Origin of the sequence: Streptomyces sp. NPDC006372 (assembly GCF_040612515.1) — a bacterium.
In the GTDB taxonomy this organism is placed as follows: Bacteria; Actinomycetota; Actinomycetes; order Streptomycetales; family Streptomycetaceae; genus Streptomyces.
Genome location: NZ_JBEXQJ010000037.1, coordinates 20,596 through 35,200 on the forward strand (window position 1 = coordinate 20,596; position 14,605 = coordinate 35,200).

The window sequence follows — 14,605 nt, forward strand, 5'->3', positions numbered from 1 at the left end:
CGATCACGTGATCCGTGTCACTGGGGCAGGTGTTTTCCGCCTATCTTTCACGCGAATAGTTCGGGGGAGTTGACTGGTTATGACGGAATTACCCGGGGGGGCGTCGACTCGACACGGGGCGGCCGAGTCGAGCAGAAGTCAGCCGCGTGCCTATCGCCCGCTGACCGAGGAGGAGCGCCGGGCTCAGGCGGAGCAGACCGGCGGCGAGCCGGTGCTCGACTTCAGCTATGGGCGGGTCGATGCCAACAGCACGCCCTACATCGACTACCACAGTGTCGACACCCTGCTGAGCTTGCAGCATCCGCGCAGCGATGAGCCGGCCGAACTGTGCTTCTACATCACGGGGCAGGTCCAGGAGCTGCTCTTCAAGCTCATGTTCACCGAGGTCAACCGGGTCCGGGACCTCCTCTTCGAGGACAAGCTGGACGACGCCCTGTGGGGCCTGCGGCGGATCGAGCGAATCCAGCGCGCGCTGACCGCCAGCTGGGAGCCGGTGAGCACGATCACCCCGACGGAGTTCGCCGGGTTCCGAGACCAACTCGGCTCCGCGTCCGGCTTCCAGTCGTACATGTACCGGCAGTTGGAATTCTCCCTCGGCAACAAGGAGCCGAGGATGGCCGAGGCCTACCGGGCCGTACCGTGGCTGCACAAGCAGATGCTCGAAGTCCTGCGGGCGCCGAGCCTGTACGACGCGGTACTTGCCCTGCTGCACAAGCGCGGCCTGCCGATCCCGGAGGCGTGGGTGCGCCGGGACTTCACCCGGCCCTACGAACCCTCGTCCGAGGTGGAGAACGCGTGGGCAGTGGTCTACCGCGAGCGTCGGGAATTCCGCGATCTCCACATGCTCGCCGAGGCACTGGCCGAGCTCAATTACCAATACTCTCGCTGGCGCACCACTCATCTGCTGACCGTGGAAAGGATCCTCGGGAACAAGCCGGGCACCGGTGGAACCCTGGGGGTCGCCTGGCTCCGCAAGGTCGCCGAGCATCGCTTCTTCCCCGAACTATGGTCCGTCCGCTCGGAACTGTGAGCGAGAGGATCACGGGGGTGGGATCGCTTGTCTATGGCGCCTACGATCAGGCGGCGCTGGACATTCAGTATTCGCCGAGCTCGCGCACGACAGAAATGCCGGAGATTCTGGCACAATACGCCAGCAGAAGTTCCGCCGTCCGGTCGGAGCTTTCGGCACAGACAGACCTGCAGTACGGTAAAGAACCCTGCGAGCGGCTCGATTTATTTCCGGGCAAATTACCAGGCGCACCACTGGTGGTATTCGTACACGGCGGCTACTGGCAGGAACTGAGCAAAGACGACTCCTCGTTCCCGGCGCGCGGCCTGGTGGATTCCGGGGCGGCATTCGCCGCCGTAGGGTACGGCCTGGCGCCGCGGTACCGCCTGGACGAGATCGTCGAGCAGATCCGGTGCAGCCTCGAGTTCCTGATCGAGCAGGCCCGGGAGCTCGGGTTCGACCCTGCCAGGATTCATCTGGTCGGCCATTGCGCCGGAGCCCATCTGGTGCTCATGTCGCTGCTCGACGACTGGCGGCCGGGAGGGAAGTCCCCTGCTGAGGCCTTCGCCGGCGCGACTCTCATCAGCGGGGTCTACGACCTGGAGCCGCTGAGCCTGACCTATGTGAACGAGCCACTGGGTCTGGACCGCGCGACCGCGCGCAGGCTCAGCCCCATCCACCGGCTGCCCGACCGGTTCCCTCCCCTGATCGTCGCCCGCGGCGGCGCCGAGACGGACGAGTTCTGCCGACAGCACGACCTGTTCGTCGAGGCCGCGACCGCCCGGGCCGAGACGGTCCGCGCACTGGTCGCGACGAACCGGAACCACTTCGACGTCGCCTTCGATCTCTCCGACCCGGCCACCGGGCTCGGCACGGCCCAGCTCGAGCAGCTCGGCATCGACGCCGGCTGATCCAGCGGCCCGCGCCCCCGCGCCCGCCGCCTGCGGGAACGCACGGGCGCACCCGAGACAGTCGGGCATTCTCCCACCACTTCGCCAGCTTGGAGTTCATTCAGCATGTCAACGGACAACAGGATCAAGAGCATCGTCGTTCTCGGAGGCGGCACCGCGGGCTGGATGACCGCCGCCTATCTGGGCAAGGCCCTCGGCCCGGCGGCGCGGATCACCGTCCTCGAAGCACCCAGCGTCCCGAAGATAGGCGTCGGCGAGGCGACCATTCCCAACCTGCAGAAGGTCTTCTTCGACTTCCTCGGCCTGTCCGAGGAGGAATGGATGCCCGAGTGCAACGCCAGCTTCAAGATGGGCATCCGGTTCGTCAACTGGCGGACTCCGGGCGCCGGTGAGGCCGAGGGCCGTCCGCACCTCGGGCGGCGTGACCACTTCGACCACCTCTTCGGTCTGCTCCCGACCCATGACAACGTTCCCCTGTCGCACTACTGGACGCGCAAGAAGCTGAACGGCACCACCGACGAACCGTTCGACTACTCCTGCTACGCCCAGCCGGCGATCTTCGACAAGAAGCTCTCCCCCCGCTTCCTCGACGGCACCAAGTGGGCCAGCTACGCCTGGCACTTCGACGCGCACCTGGTCGCCGACTTCCTGCGCCGCTTCTCGACCGAGAAGCAGGACGCGGTGCACATCGAGGACAAGTACACCCATGCGGACCTGGACGAGCACGGGTACATCACCGGGATCCACACCGAGGGCGGCCGCCACCTCGAGGCCGACCTCTTCATCGACTGCTCCGGCTTCCGCAGCCTCCTCCTGAACCAGGTGATGGAGGAGCCGTTCCTGGACATGAACGACCACCTGCTCAACAACCGGGCGGTGGCGACGCAGGTGCCGCACGACGACGACGCGAACGGCGTCGAGCCGTTCACCTCGGCCATCGCGATGTCCTCCGGCTGGACCTGGAAGATCCCGATGCCGGGCCGGTTCGGAACGGGCTACGTCTACTCCGACCAGTTCACCTCGCAGGACGAGGCCACCGAGGAGTTCTGCAAGATGTGGAACCTCGACCCGGAGAAGCAGCCGCTCAACCACATCAAGTTCAAGGTCGGCCGGACCCGGCGCGCCTGGGTCAAGAACTGCGTCGGCATCGGCCTCGCCTCGGGCTTCCTGGAGCCGTTGGAGTCGACCGGTATCTACTTCTCCTACGCCTCGCTCTACCAGCTGGTCAAGCACTTCCCGGACAAGCGTTTCGATCCGGTGCTGATCGACCAGTTCAACCGCGAGGTCCAGGTCATGTTCGACGACACCCGTGACTTCGTCCAGGCGCACTTCAGCTTCGCACCGCGCAACGACACCCCGTTCTGGCGCGCTTGCAAGGATCTCGAGCTCGCGGAGGGCTTCCAGGAGAAGGTGCGGCTCTACAAGTCCGGTCTCGGGGTGAACCTCCCCGTGACCGACGAGAGCAACTACTACGGCAACTTCGAGGCGGAGTTCCGCAACTTCTGGAGCAACGCCAACTACTACTGCGTGTTCTCGGGGCTCGACTACCTGCCCGACCACTCGCTGCCGGCCCTGGAGTTCAAGCCCGAGTCCGTCGAGGGCGCCGAGGCCGTCTTCGCCCAGATCAAGCAGCGCGAGGGGGAACTGCTGGAGACCCTGCCGACCATGCACGAGTACCTGAAGCACCTGCACAGCAAGTAATGACGCTCCAGCCCCAGATGGTCGCTCCGGCCGAGTTCCGCTCGTTGATGTCGCAATTCCCGACCGGAGTCACCATCGTGACGACGACGAACGAGCGCCGACAGCCGCGAGGCATGACCTGCTCCTCGCTGTGCAGTCTCACCCTGCAGCCGCCGACCCTGCTGGTGTGTCTGCGCTCGCAGAGCCCGACGTTGGAGACGCTGCTGGCACGGGGCAGCTTCGCCGTGAACTTCCTGCACAGCGAGGCCCGTGCCGCCGCCGAACTCTTCGGTTCGGGCGCACCCGACCGGTTCGACCAGGTGCCCTGGGTGCCTGGTCCGGCCGGGCCCCACCTCACCGAACACTCTCATGCCGTGGCCGACTGCCAGGTCTCGGACACGGCCGAGGGCGGCAGTCACACGGTCGTCTTCGGACGGATCTCCGCCATCTCGCAGCGAGCGGGTCTCACCCCGCTCCTGTACGGCCGGCGCACGTTTCTGCCCTGGCCGCAGTGACGCAGGAACAGCCCTCGTGCCCAACTCGCCCGACAAGGAGTAGTGAGCGTGACGGACGCCACCGTCCAGCAAAGTGACACTTCCACGCAGCAAGCACCTCGAGGGGCCCTCGCCGTCGTCCTGGTCGCCGCCTTCCTGGTGCTCGCCGACACCTCCGTGGTGAACATCGCGGCCCCCGTGCTGCAGGCCGACCTCGACGCGAGCTTCGCCGAGACCCAGTGGGTGGTGGCGTCCTACCAGCTCGCCTACGCGGCCCTGCTGATCACCGGCGGACGGCTCGGCGACCTGTACGGGCACCGGCGCCTGTTCGTGGCGGGCCTGCTCGGATTCGTCCTGGCCTCGACCGCCTGCGCGTTCGCGACCGGCCCCGCGGTGCTCATCGTGGCCCGGACCCTGCAGGGCGTCACGGCCGCCATGATGTACCCGCAGACGCTGTCGGTGATCCAGGTCGTCGTCCCGCCGGAGCAGCGGCCGAAGGCCTTCGCGACCTTCGGAATGGTCGCCAGTTCCGCCACCATCATCGGACCGATGATCGCCGGTGTGGCGATCCAGGCCAACCCGCTGGACAGCAGTTGGCGGCTGGCCTTCCTGGTGAACGTGCCGGTGGGGGTGCTCGGTGCGATCGCGGCGATGCGTGTTCTTCCCGCCACGCGGTCTCCGCACGCCCGGAGGCTGGACCTCCCCGGCGTCCTCACGGTCACGGCGGCTCTCACCTGCCTGTGCCTGCCCCTCATCGAGGGACACGAGAAGGGGTGGCCGTGGTGGTGCTTCGCCCTGCTCGGCTGCTCAGTCCCGCTGTTCGCCCTGTTCGCGCTGCGCTGCTCGGCCGTCCACCGCCGTACCAAGTCGGCGCTGGTACCGCCGTCCCTGTGGGGCCAGCGCGGGTTCACTGTCGGACTGGTCATGTACCTCCTGGCCTACTCCGGCATCGCATCGTTCTTCTTCTACCAATCGCTCATGCTGCAACAGGCCTTCGACTACAGCGCGCTGGCCGTCTCAGCCATCGCCACGCCGTTCGCGGTGGGCTCACTGGGCGGCTACTACTCGTCGGCTGCTCTCGCGAGGCACACGAGCGGCCGGATGGCGATCGTGACGGGTGGGCTGATCTGGTCGATCGGCGTCGGCGCGGCCGGGGCCACCGCCCTCCTCGCCGGCGACGGGCTCCAGGGCTGGTACTTCCTGCCCTCGTTCCTGATCGCCGGTCTCGGCCTGGGCCTCGCCCTCGCGCCGCTGATGGGCGAGGTACTGAAGTCCGTGAGCGGTGCGGACGCCGGCTCAGCGTCCGGAACCCTCAGCACCGGCCAGCAGATCGGTGCTGTCCTCGGCATGGCGCTCATCGGCTCGGCCTATTTCGCAGTCCTCGGCTCAGGAGACCGGCAGCACTACCGCCTGGCCTTCGCCGTGGCCTCGTTCTGTATCGCCGTCGCGGCGGCAGCGCTCGCGGCGGGTGTGCGTTTTCTCCCCAGGACGGATACTCCGCGATGAACCAGACACTGATCGAACACCTCGAGTCCCGAGCGCACTCGCTGCGCGACCCGGAACTGACCTTCGTGGACGAGGGCCGCAAGCTCACCCTGACCGGTCTGCTGCGGGAGGCGCACGACACGGCCCGGGGCCTGACAGCCCTCGGCGTGCGGCCCGGCCACCGGGTGGCCTTCGTCATGCCGAACGAGAGCAGCTTCCTGGTGATGCTGTTCGCCGCCCAGTACGCGCACGCCACCCCGGTTCCGTTGGCCCCGCCCTTCGGCGCCGGCAGCATGCCCGAGTACGTCCGGCACGTCGCCGGGATCCTCGCCGACGGCAACATCGGACTCCTGGTCGTGGACTCCGCCCTGCCGACCCTGCAGGACGCGCTGACCGCCGCGCTGCCCGACGCCGTCGTGCTCTCCCAGGCGGCGATACCCGGGGCGGACGAGGAACTGCCCGCCGGGCGACCGGATTTCGAGCATCCCGCTTTCATCCAGTACACCTCCGGCAGCACCTCGGCGCCGAAGGGCGTGACGCTCACCCACGGCAACCTCGTCGCGGGCCTCCGCGCCATCGCCGAGCCCTCGGCGGTGACTCCCCAGGACAAGTGGGGGATCTGGGCACCGCTCTTCCACGACATGGGCATCTTCGCGTTCCTGACAGCCCTGTCCGCCGGCTGCGACGTCGTCCTGTGGCACCCCCGCACCTTCGTGCGCGACCCGCTCGGCTGGCTGGGCCGGTTCGCCGACGAAGGGTGCACCCTGTCGCCGGCACCCAACTTCGCGCTGGACGTGATGGTCGCCGCGGCCAAGGCAAAGGGCCTGCCGGACGGACTCGACCTGAGCAGGTGGCGGCTGCTCTACAACGGCGGCGAACCGGTCAACGCCCACTCTGTCGAGGAGTTCCAGCAGACCTTCGGCCCGGTGGGCTTCCGGCCCGAAACCATGCGCCCCGTCCTCGGCATGGCCGAGGCGACCCTGCTGGTCACCTTCCCGCCCCTGGGCCGGGCACCGCTGGTGCGCTGGGCGGACCGGAAGGCGCTGCTCGACGGCGCCTTCGTGCCCGCACCCGCCCATGAGGACGGCTCGCGCGCCCTGGTGAGCGTCGGGCTCGCCGTCCCCGGCGTCGAGATCCGCATCAGCGCCGACGGCCGGGCAGCCCCCGAGGGACGGGTCGGCGAGATCGAGCTCTCGGGCGCCGTGGTGACCCGCGGCTACTTCGGGCGCCCGGTCGGCGACGAACGGACACACGACGGGTGGCTGCGCACCGGCGACCTGGGGGTGATCATCGACGGCGAGCTCTACATGGTCGGCCGTGCCAAGGACCTGATCACCGTACGGGGCCTCAACTACTACGCGGAGGACGTCGAGGCGGTCATCCGCGACCTGCCCGGCCTGTCCCGCAAGCGGTGCGTCGCGATCCCTGACGACGAGCGGATGCTGGTCGTGGCCGAGACCGCTCTGGAGGACCCGGCCGAGCGGGCCGCGCTGCTCGACGAGATCCGTAACAGGATTCAGACCCGGATCGGGCTGCCCGACACAAAGGTCCGGCTGGCCCCACCCAGATTCCTGCCGCTCACCAGCAGCGGCAAGGTGCAGCGCCGCAGGCTCCGCTCCCTGTTCGGCGAACTCGCGGGCTCCCCGGCCGGCAGCTGACGGACCACCTGGCGGCTTCCTGCCGACGAAGACATCACCGCAGTGACCGAGAGACAAAAGAGGGAAAGTGTTGAACAACGGTAGTGCGCAGTCCGTCCGCGAGGTGATCGGAAAAGAGGTCGGGCTCGCCCCCGAATCGTTGCCCGGAGACGGCGAGCTCTCCGCGCTCCCCGGCATGGACTCGGCCAAGCTGCTCGAAGTGGTCAGCACGCTGGAGGCGGCGCACGGCGTCTCGATCGACGACGACCTGCTCTTCTCGATCGAGACCGTGGACGACCTGATCCGTGCCCTGGACAGCAGACTGGCGGTCGACGCGCCCGCGGCGGAGCCCGGTCAGTGACGCAGGACACCGCGAGGGCCTGGCTCAACGGGCTGGCCGGCATCGTCCCGACCCCCGACGAGTATGTGCGCTTCGATGTCGACCGAGAGGCGGCGTTAGGGATCCTGCGCTGCTCCAAGGACGTCCTCGACCTGCTGGTGCGCGAGGGTCTGCGCCAGCGCACCGTCGGCGGGCGCATGCTGTTCGATGACAGCGACATCCGCAACGTGGCGACGAACTCCGGCCTGGGCACCTCGGTACCCGAACTCGTCCAGCGCTACGTCTTCCGCTTCGTCACCGGTGACCCGAGTGGCTGGATCTCTCCGCAGACGTGGACGGTACGGAACCTGGCCGCCTGCCTGGAGTCGCCCGACTGCGCCGGTGACTGGGCCTTCGCGCCGCTGGTCTGCGAGCAGTTCGGCGGCCGGGCGCGGGACACCCGCACCGTGGTGGGAGCGGAGGCGGCCGCCGGCGGCGAGAGCGTCGACGGCCGGGTCCCGCTCGCGCGGTTCGACGCCACGGTGCACCTGACCGGCGAGGTGCGACGAATACGCGATCCGCTGGTGCGCGAGGCGTTCCGCGAGTCCCTCGACGAGATGCTGACCGGCCGACTGCGCTACCAGGCCATGCCGACCGCGCTGCGCAACGATCCGGCGGCCGCGCGCGCCAACGGCACGGTCAACTGCATCAGCGTCAGCCTCCACCTACAGCAGGTCTTCACCGAGGCCGGCATCCGATCCCGCACCCGCAAGGGCTACGTCGTGGGGATGCTCGGCAGCGAGCACTCCTGGGTCGAGGTCCTGGAGGACGGCCTGTGGAAGGTCGTGGACCCCGTCTATGCCCTACTGGGGCTGCAGCAGGGGGCCCCCGAGGACTACGTCGAGTTCTGCCTGGGCTCGATCCTCAACCGGCTGATCCCCTGTGACGGTCCGGCCGACGCGGAGACCGTCCGGCATCAGCACCAGGGCGCCACCGCACCCACCCGCAACGTGATCGTGACCAAACCAGTGAAGGAGACCGGATGAGTGCCGCCCGTCGAGTGCTCGGGGAGTGCGTGGCGTTCGCCGCCGCCGTCGACGCGATCGGTGACGATGACGACCTGCGGGAATCCGGACTGAACTCCGGGGAAATGGTCCTGTTCGTCATGCGGGTCGAGGAACTGCTCGGCCGGCCGTTGACCGACAGCGAGCTGGACTCGGTCACGACCATCGCCAGCGTCGACGCCCTGCTGAACCCGCAGCCCGCCCAGTAGATGGCCGTGTCCGCCCGGGAGGCGGCCCGGCTGATGGCCGCCGCCAGGGCCCGCCTGCCGCAGCGCACGGTGCTGCGCTTCGCCCGGAGCGTCAGCGGCGGCCCCGGCCTGCATGTGGCGGAGTCCCAGCTGCTCGCCGAACTGCCCCCCGGCCGGCGGCAGGACTTCGCACTGGGCCGGTGCGCGGCGGCCCAGTGCCTGCGGGCCCTGGGCCGGCCAGGACCGGTGCTCGCGAGCGGGCGGATGCCACGCTTCCCGGACGGCGTCCGCGCCTCGATCAGCCACCGGGACGGGCTGGGGGTGTGCCTCGCGGCTGCCGCCCACCAAGTCCGGGCGATCGGCGTCGACGTCGAGCTTGCCGAAGCACTTCCGCTCGAAGCCACGCGGCTGGTGTGTACGGATCGGGAACGCGGCTGGCTGGACCGCCACCCCGCCCCGCGCGGCCTGCTGGCGGTGCTCTTCTCCCTGAAGGAGTCGATCTACAAAGCACGCTGCGCGCTGGACCTGCCCACCCGAAACTTCAAGGAGATCGAGATTCCGCCCCATCCAACGGGACCGTACCCCGGGCACCTCACCGTCGGCGGACTCGTCATGACCGTCGGCGTCCTGGAGTCGGACCGGCTCATCCTGACCTGGGCGGTCGTCGCCCATGACTAGCTACCACCGACTGCTCGACGAGATCGTGGCCGGCGAGTCCGACCCGCCGGCGATGGTGACCGCCCTCGGACTGCCCCGGATCGACGGCTGGGCCCCCTGCCGCGTCTGGGGCACCTGGGAGGTGGACACCGTACTGGTCGGCCCAGGAGGAGTGTTCGGAGGCTACCTGGCCGCCGTCGCGGACAGCTTCTCCGGGATGTGCATGTACACGGTCCTGGCGGACGGCCAGTGGCTGGCGACGCGCGAACTGTCGACCCGCTTCCTGCTCCCCCTGCGCGGGGGCCGGGTGCACACCGAATCCACCGTGATCAGGAGCGAAGGCCGCCGGACGTGGGTGGACACCGTCTTCCGGAGCGAGGACGGCACCACCGTGTGCACCGCGCAGGCCGTTCAGGTGACCACCGTCGCCAACTGGACCGGTCCTGCAGCTCCCTGGCGTGACCGCCCGGCGCCGACGGCCGGCTCCGCCTGATTCCCTTCTCCTTCGACACCTCTCAGGGGTCCCTACATGAGTTCCATCTCGCACTACGAACAGGACGAGGCTCTGCGCATCGGTGAGCTGTTCTCCATGGGAGCGGCCCTCCACCCCCACGTCCGGTTCACCCTCGACCACCCGCTGACGATGTTCCCCGAGTCGGGCACGGAGCTGACGTACAGCCAGCTGGCCGACCACGTGGCCGAAACAGCCGCCCGGCTGAGCTCCGCAGACGTCGGACCCGGGAAGAAGGTGGTGCTCTTCGCCTCCAACACCTTCGACCTGGTCCTCCTGACGTGTGCGATAGCGCAGGTCGGCGCGGTGCCCGTGCTGCTCTCGCCCAAGCTGACCGGTGACGTCGTCGCCCAGCTGGTGGCCAAGTGCGACCGGCCGGTGCTGCTGACCGACGCGGCGACCCTGGCCGGTCCTCTGGACGGCTTGGACCTGTCCGAGGTCACCAGCCGTGTCCTGCTGATCAGCGATGAGAGCGCTGCCCACGTCAGCCTGGCGAAGTTCGCCGGCTCCCCGCGCCGGGCTCCGGTCCGCCTGGCGCCGGACGACCTCTGCCTGATCACCCACACCTCCGGCACCACCGGCCTGCCCAAGCTCGTCATGCAGTCGTCCCGCAGCCTGTGGTGGCACCTCAAGCCGCAGCTACGCAGCGCGAAGAAGCTGAACAGCCGTGAGGCACGCGGCATCTGCGTCTCCTTCGTGCACGTCAGGACCTGGCCGCTGCTGTGGATCGCCCTCTACCGCGGCCAGCACACCGTGGTGCTCTCCGCCCCCGATCCGGACAAGGCCGCCGAACTGTTCAGCGCGGTCAAGCCGGGCATGCTCGAAGCCCACCCGAACTGCTACATCCTGTGGGAGAAGCTCGCCGAGGACCCCCGGGGCCCGCTGGCGAACGTGCGTTACTTCGTCAACACTTTCGACGCGATGCACCCTCGGACCATGCGGATCCTGCTCGCCGCGAGCCGGCGCAAGATGCCGCTCTACCTCCAGGGATACGGGCAGTCCGAGGTGGGCCCGATCTCGCTGCGCATCTACAACCGCCAGCTGGCCAAGAACGCGGACGGGCGCTGCCAGGGCTTCACCGCCCGCGGCGTCAGCGAGGTGAAGATCGGGACCGCGGCCTCCCCCAAGTCCGGGCCGAACCGCATCGGGCCGATCCTGGTCCGCTCCCAGGGGCACTCCCTGGGCCTGCTCGGCGACGCCGAGCAGTTCGCCGAGCGCTTCTCCGGCGGCTGGTGGCGCACCGGTGACCTCGGATACCGCACCAAGTGGGGCTGCGTGCACCTGCTCGACCGCGAGGTCGACCACATCGACGGGGTCACCAGCAACCTCGAGATCGAGGACCGCCTCATGGAGCACCTACCCGAGTTGACCGAGGTCGTGCTGGTCACCGACGGCGCCGGAAAGGTCGCTCCGGTCATCGCCACCCACAACGACAAACCGCTGGCCGTGCACGCCTGGAAGCGCGCCACCGCGGGCCTCCCGGAGATGCGCGAGCCGCTGCACTGCCGCTGGACCGACCTGCCGATGACCTCCACCTGGAAGGTCCGCCGCCAGGTCCTCACCACCATGATCACCGAAGGCGCGCTTCCGCTGCTCGAATCCGCGGCGCGGGCCTGAAGGCCGGAGCAGAAGCGATGACCATCGAGGTAGACCTCTTCTCACAGGAGTTCGGAGCCGTTCCGTTCCCCGTGCTCAGTCAACTGCGCGAGCAGGCTCCCGTGCACTACGACCCCACGACCCGCCTGTGGCTGGTGACCAGGGACGAGGACATCCGGCGGGTGCTGTTGGACCCGGAGACCTTCCCCAGCGACAACGCCCTGAGCCCAGTCATGCCGCTGCGCGTGCCCGCGCTCCGGATCCTCAACAGGGCCGGCTTCAACACCAAGCCGGCACTGTTCAACAACAGCGGCCCCAGTCACGCGGGACTGCGCGCGATCATGCTGAAGCTCTTCAGCATGCAGCGCGTGCGAGCGGCCCTCCCCATGATCGAGCAGATCACCGCGGAGGAACTGGACGTGGTCGAGTCCGTACTGGCCGAAAAAGGGCAGTGCGATCTGGCCACCACTGCGGCCCGGCAGATCCCCGTCCGGGTGCTGCTGGAGATCCTGGGGCTCGCCAAAGTCGCACCGGTCGACGTCATGACGGTCGCCGGCTGGGCCGAGGCCTTCATCCACCTGTTCTGGGGCCGCACGGGAAAGGACGAACAGCGCGAGTACGCCGAGCGGGCCGCGGAGCTCTACGCCTGGCTCAGCGACCTGATCGAGCTGCGAGACGTACCGGAGGACTCACTGCTCGGGGCACTCCTCGCCTATCGCGGTCCGGACGGGGAACCCGCCACCCGCGAGGAGTTCCTCGGCGTGTGCTCCAGCGCCATGGTGGCCGGGCACATCACGACCACCCAGATGATCAGTTCCACGCTGTACCGCGCGCTGGAGGGCCGGCGGCACTGGCAGGCGCTGGGCGCCGACCCGGCGCTGAGCGGGCCCTGGGCGGAGGAGATCATCCGCAGGGAGACCTCGCTCACCGCCTGGCGCCGCGTCACCAGCCGTGACACCACCGTGGGCGGTGTCGAACTACCCGCGGGGGCGCAGCTGCTGGTGATGCTCACCAGCGCCGGCAATGATCCGGAAGCGTACGAGAACCCCGAGGAGATCTGCCCGTTCCGCGACGGCGGACGCCGGCACGTCGGATTCGGCCTGGGCAGCCAGCGCTGCCCAGGCGCTGAACTCGCGCGGGCCGAAGGACAGGTCGTCCTGGGCCAGATGGTCCGGAGGTTCCCCACGATGCGCCTGGTGAGCGAGGAGCGCCCGCCGTACCTGGAGCTGATCTCCTTCCGGGCTCCCACCAGCGTGCTCGTCACCGTGTGACGGTCATCCACCACAGAACAGCCGGGTGGACTCCCGCGGTAGGGCCCTCCCCGGGCTCTGCCGCGGCAGGACGCCGAGGAACGGGACGTTCATCCCCCGTGTCCGGTGGCTGCGGCCCCGGCTGCCAGACGCCCGAAGACATAGGAATCGACTATGCAGCAACCGGCCGGGGTCATTCTCGCCGCCACCGACCAGAACCTGAATCCGTTCCTGCGCGTGATGCCGGCCGTCGTGGTCGTCATGGCCGCCTCCGCCCTCTGCGGACGACTGGCGATCCTGCTCAGGCAACCGCGCGTACTCGGGGAGATGATCTCCGGCATCCTGCTCGGTCCGACACTCTTCGGGGCGCTCTTCCCCGGAGCTCAGCAGGCCGTCTTCGCGCCGGACGTGAAGCCCGTCCTGTCGGTGCTGAGCACGATCGGACTGACCCTCTTCATGTTCCTCGTCGGCGTCGGCCTGGACCACGGGTCGACCGACGGCGCCAAGGACGCCCGGAACGCAGCCGTCCTGGCCTTCTCAGGCATCGTCCCCTCCCTGCTGCTCGGCGCCGCCATCGCCTGGCCATACCACGACCGCCTCTCCCGGGCCGACGTCAGCCCGGTCGAGTTCGCGCTGTTCACCGGCGGTGCCCTGTCCCTCACCGCGTTCCCAATGCTCGCCCGCATCCTGTACGAACGCCGGCTACAGAACACGCCGCTCGGCCGGTTGTGCCTGCTCGCCGCATCCGTCGACGACGCCGTAGCCTGGTGCTTCCTCGCGGTCCTGTCCGCAGTGCACACCGGCACCGGCGCGGCCGACGCGCTGCGCACCATCGGGCTCACCGTGGCGTTCGTTCTCGTCCTGCGGCTCGGCGTCGCCAGGCTGCTGCGCGTGCTCGGCTCCCAGGTCGCGCGCACCGGCCGTTTCGGCCTTGACCAGATGTACCCGATCGTCGGAACGGTCCTGCTCGCCGGTCTGTTCACCGACTACATCGGCGTCCACGCCGCGTTCGGCGGCTTCATCGCCGGCCTCGCCATGCCACGCGACCCGGCTTTCCGCGAGGCCCTGCACAGCCGGATGATGGAGCTCGTTTGCGTGCTGCTGCTCCCCATCTTCTTCGCGTTCTCCGGCCTCAACACCCGGCTCGACGGGCTGGCCGACTGGGGCATGCTCCTGCCCTTCGTCCTGATCCTGGCCGCCGGCTTCGTCGGTAAGTACTTCGGCTGTGCCCTGGGAATGCGGGCCACCGGCTTCTCCTGGCGTGAGTCCTGGGCCGTCGGCGGCTTGATGAACGCCCGCGGCATGATGATCCTCATCTTCATCAACATCGGCCTGGAGCAGGGGATGATCACCCAGGACGTCTTTTCCATGCTCGTCCTCATGGCCGTGTTGACCACCGCCGCCGCCGTGCCGCTGTACCGCTGGGCCTTGCCCGAGCGACTGGAACAGGCCATGTCTCCTGCAGACCAGGAGGGCCCCTCGGACCCGAAGAACACCGAGTCCCTCGCAGTGACCGTCGCCGCCGGAAGGGAGTGACTGGCAATCTCGGGCCCAGCCTTCTCGCCGTCCTCCTCAAAGCCCTTCTCGCCGCTGCCGCGTACTTGCCAGCCTGGAAATCCGCCTCTGGGACCTGAACGAGCAGCGCGTGCGCCGCACCGTCTGTGCCCGAGACCTAAGACCTGGTCACACCGACTGGAGGCGCTTCGCACCGCACATCCCGTCCCCTGAGGGGTGTGGTCGACGCAGAGGTGGGGACGTGGCACAGACCGGTGTTTTCGCAGGTGGGGCGGGGCCGAACGGATGT

The 14,605-nt window shown here is 68.7% G+C and carries 14 protein-coding genes; all 14 read left to right on the plus strand.

The genetic code is table 11. The annotated features are described in order from the left end of the window. The first annotated feature begins 79 nt into the window (after window positions 1-79). The 14 genes from ABZ016_RS35840 to ABZ016_RS35905 all read left to right on the plus strand — a co-directional run bounded on the left by ABZ016_RS35840 (window position 80) and on the right by ABZ016_RS35905 (window position 14,337). Window positions 80-1,030, plus strand: coding sequence for a tryptophan 2,3-dioxygenase family protein (locus tag ABZ016_RS35840; protein WP_356920900.1), 951 nt, complete (start codon window positions 80-82; stop codon window positions 1,028-1,030). Then, the gene (locus ABZ016_RS35845) at window positions 1,027-1,920 is read left to right on the plus strand and encodes an alpha/beta hydrolase (protein WP_356920901.1); all 894 of its coding nucleotides are present in this window, start codon (window positions 1,027-1,029) and stop codon (window positions 1,918-1,920) included. The genes ABZ016_RS35840 and ABZ016_RS35845 overlap by 4 nt, the downstream gene beginning before the upstream one ends. Before the next feature lie 105 nt (window positions 1,921-2,025). Then, the gene (locus ABZ016_RS35850; protein WP_356920902.1) at window positions 2,026-3,621 is read left to right on the plus strand and encodes a tryptophan halogenase family protein; all 1,596 of its coding nucleotides are present in this window, start codon (window positions 2,026-2,028) and stop codon (window positions 3,619-3,621) included. After that, on the plus strand, window positions 3,621-4,115 hold the full coding sequence (locus ABZ016_RS35855; RefSeq protein ID WP_356920903.1) for a flavin reductase family protein: 495 nt from the start codon (window positions 3,621-3,623) through the stop codon (window positions 4,113-4,115). The genes ABZ016_RS35850 and ABZ016_RS35855 overlap by 1 nt, the downstream gene beginning before the upstream one ends. A gap of 48 nt (window positions 4,116-4,163) precedes the next feature. Then, on the plus strand, window positions 4,164-5,600 hold the full coding sequence (locus ABZ016_RS35860; protein ID WP_356920904.1) for an MFS transporter: 1,437 nt from the start codon (window positions 4,164-4,166) through the stop codon (window positions 5,598-5,600). Next, complete coding sequence (locus ABZ016_RS35865; RefSeq protein ID WP_356920905.1) at window positions 5,597-7,237, plus strand: AMP-binding protein; 1,641 nt, start codon at window positions 5,597-5,599, stop codon at window positions 7,235-7,237. The genes ABZ016_RS35860 and ABZ016_RS35865 overlap by 4 nt, the downstream gene beginning before the upstream one ends. A 70-nt stretch (window positions 7,238-7,307) precedes the next feature. Continuing rightward, window positions 7,308-7,577 carry an acyl carrier protein gene (locus ABZ016_RS35870; RefSeq protein WP_356920906.1) on the plus strand — a complete coding sequence of 90 codons (270 nt, stop codon included), beginning with the start codon at window positions 7,308-7,310 and terminating at the stop codon, window positions 7,575-7,577. Further along, a complete protein-coding gene (locus ABZ016_RS35875) occupies window positions 7,574-8,581 on the plus strand; it encodes a hypothetical protein (RefSeq protein WP_356920907.1) in 1,008 nt (335 codons plus the stop codon). The genes ABZ016_RS35870 and ABZ016_RS35875 overlap by 4 nt, the downstream gene beginning before the upstream one ends. Next, window positions 8,578-8,808: an acyl carrier protein gene (locus ABZ016_RS35880; protein WP_356920908.1), complete on the plus strand. Its 231-nt coding sequence runs from the start codon at window positions 8,578-8,580 to the stop codon at window positions 8,806-8,808. The genes ABZ016_RS35875 and ABZ016_RS35880 overlap by 4 nt, the downstream gene beginning before the upstream one ends. 6 nt (window positions 8,809-8,814) lie before the next feature. Continuing rightward, a complete protein-coding gene (locus ABZ016_RS35885) occupies window positions 8,815-9,465 on the plus strand; it encodes a 4'-phosphopantetheinyl transferase superfamily protein (protein ID WP_356920909.1) in 651 nt (216 codons plus the stop codon). Then, window positions 9,458-9,937, plus strand: coding sequence for a PaaI family thioesterase (locus ABZ016_RS35890; RefSeq protein WP_356920910.1), 480 nt, complete (start codon window positions 9,458-9,460; stop codon window positions 9,935-9,937). Before ABZ016_RS35885 ends, ABZ016_RS35890 begins: the two co-directional genes overlap by 8 nt. Before the next feature lie 36 nt (window positions 9,938-9,973). Beyond that, on the plus strand, window positions 9,974-11,572 hold the full coding sequence (locus ABZ016_RS35895) for a class I adenylate-forming enzyme family protein (protein ID WP_356920911.1): 1,599 nt from the start codon (window positions 9,974-9,976) through the stop codon (window positions 11,570-11,572). A 17-nt stretch (window positions 11,573-11,589) separates the two neighbouring features. Next, complete coding sequence (locus ABZ016_RS35900; protein ID WP_356920912.1) at window positions 11,590-12,822, plus strand: cytochrome P450; 1,233 nt, start codon at window positions 11,590-11,592, stop codon at window positions 12,820-12,822. A gap of 153 nt (window positions 12,823-12,975) precedes the next feature. Next, window positions 12,976-14,337, plus strand: coding sequence for a cation:proton antiporter (locus ABZ016_RS35905; RefSeq protein WP_356920913.1), 1,362 nt, complete (start codon window positions 12,976-12,978; stop codon window positions 14,335-14,337). Window positions 14,338-14,605: the final 268 nt, after the last annotated feature.

Bases quoted from the DNA above. Each gene is read 5' to 3' on its own strand.
- ABZ016_RS35840 (WP_356920900.1), top strand. From the start codon at position 80: ATGACGGAATTACCCGGGGGGGCGTCGACTCGACACGGGGCGGCCGAG.
- ABZ016_RS35850 (WP_356920902.1), top strand. From the start codon at position 2,026: ATGTCAACGGACAACAGGATCAAGAGCATCGTCGTTCTCGGAGGCGGC.
- ABZ016_RS35855 (WP_356920903.1), top strand. From the start codon at position 3,621: ATGACGCTCCAGCCCCAGATGGTCGCTCCGGCCGAGTTCCGCTCGTTG.
- ABZ016_RS35865 (WP_356920905.1), top strand. From the start codon at position 5,597: ATGAACCAGACACTGATCGAACACCTCGAGTCCCGAGCGCACTCGCTG.
- ABZ016_RS35880 (WP_356920908.1), top strand. From the start codon at position 8,578: ATGAGTGCCGCCCGTCGAGTGCTCGGGGAGTGCGTGGCGTTCGCCGCC.
- ABZ016_RS35890 (WP_356920910.1), top strand. From the start codon at position 9,458: ATGACTAGCTACCACCGACTGCTCGACGAGATCGTGGCCGGCGAGTCC.
- ABZ016_RS35895 (WP_356920911.1), top strand. From the start codon at position 9,974: ATGAGTTCCATCTCGCACTACGAACAGGACGAGGCTCTGCGCATCGGT.
- ABZ016_RS35900 (WP_356920912.1), top strand. From the start codon at position 11,590: ATGACCATCGAGGTAGACCTCTTCTCACAGGAGTTCGGAGCCGTTCCG.
- ABZ016_RS35905 (WP_356920913.1), top strand. From the start codon at position 12,976: ATGCAGCAACCGGCCGGGGTCATTCTCGCCGCCACCGACCAGAACCTG.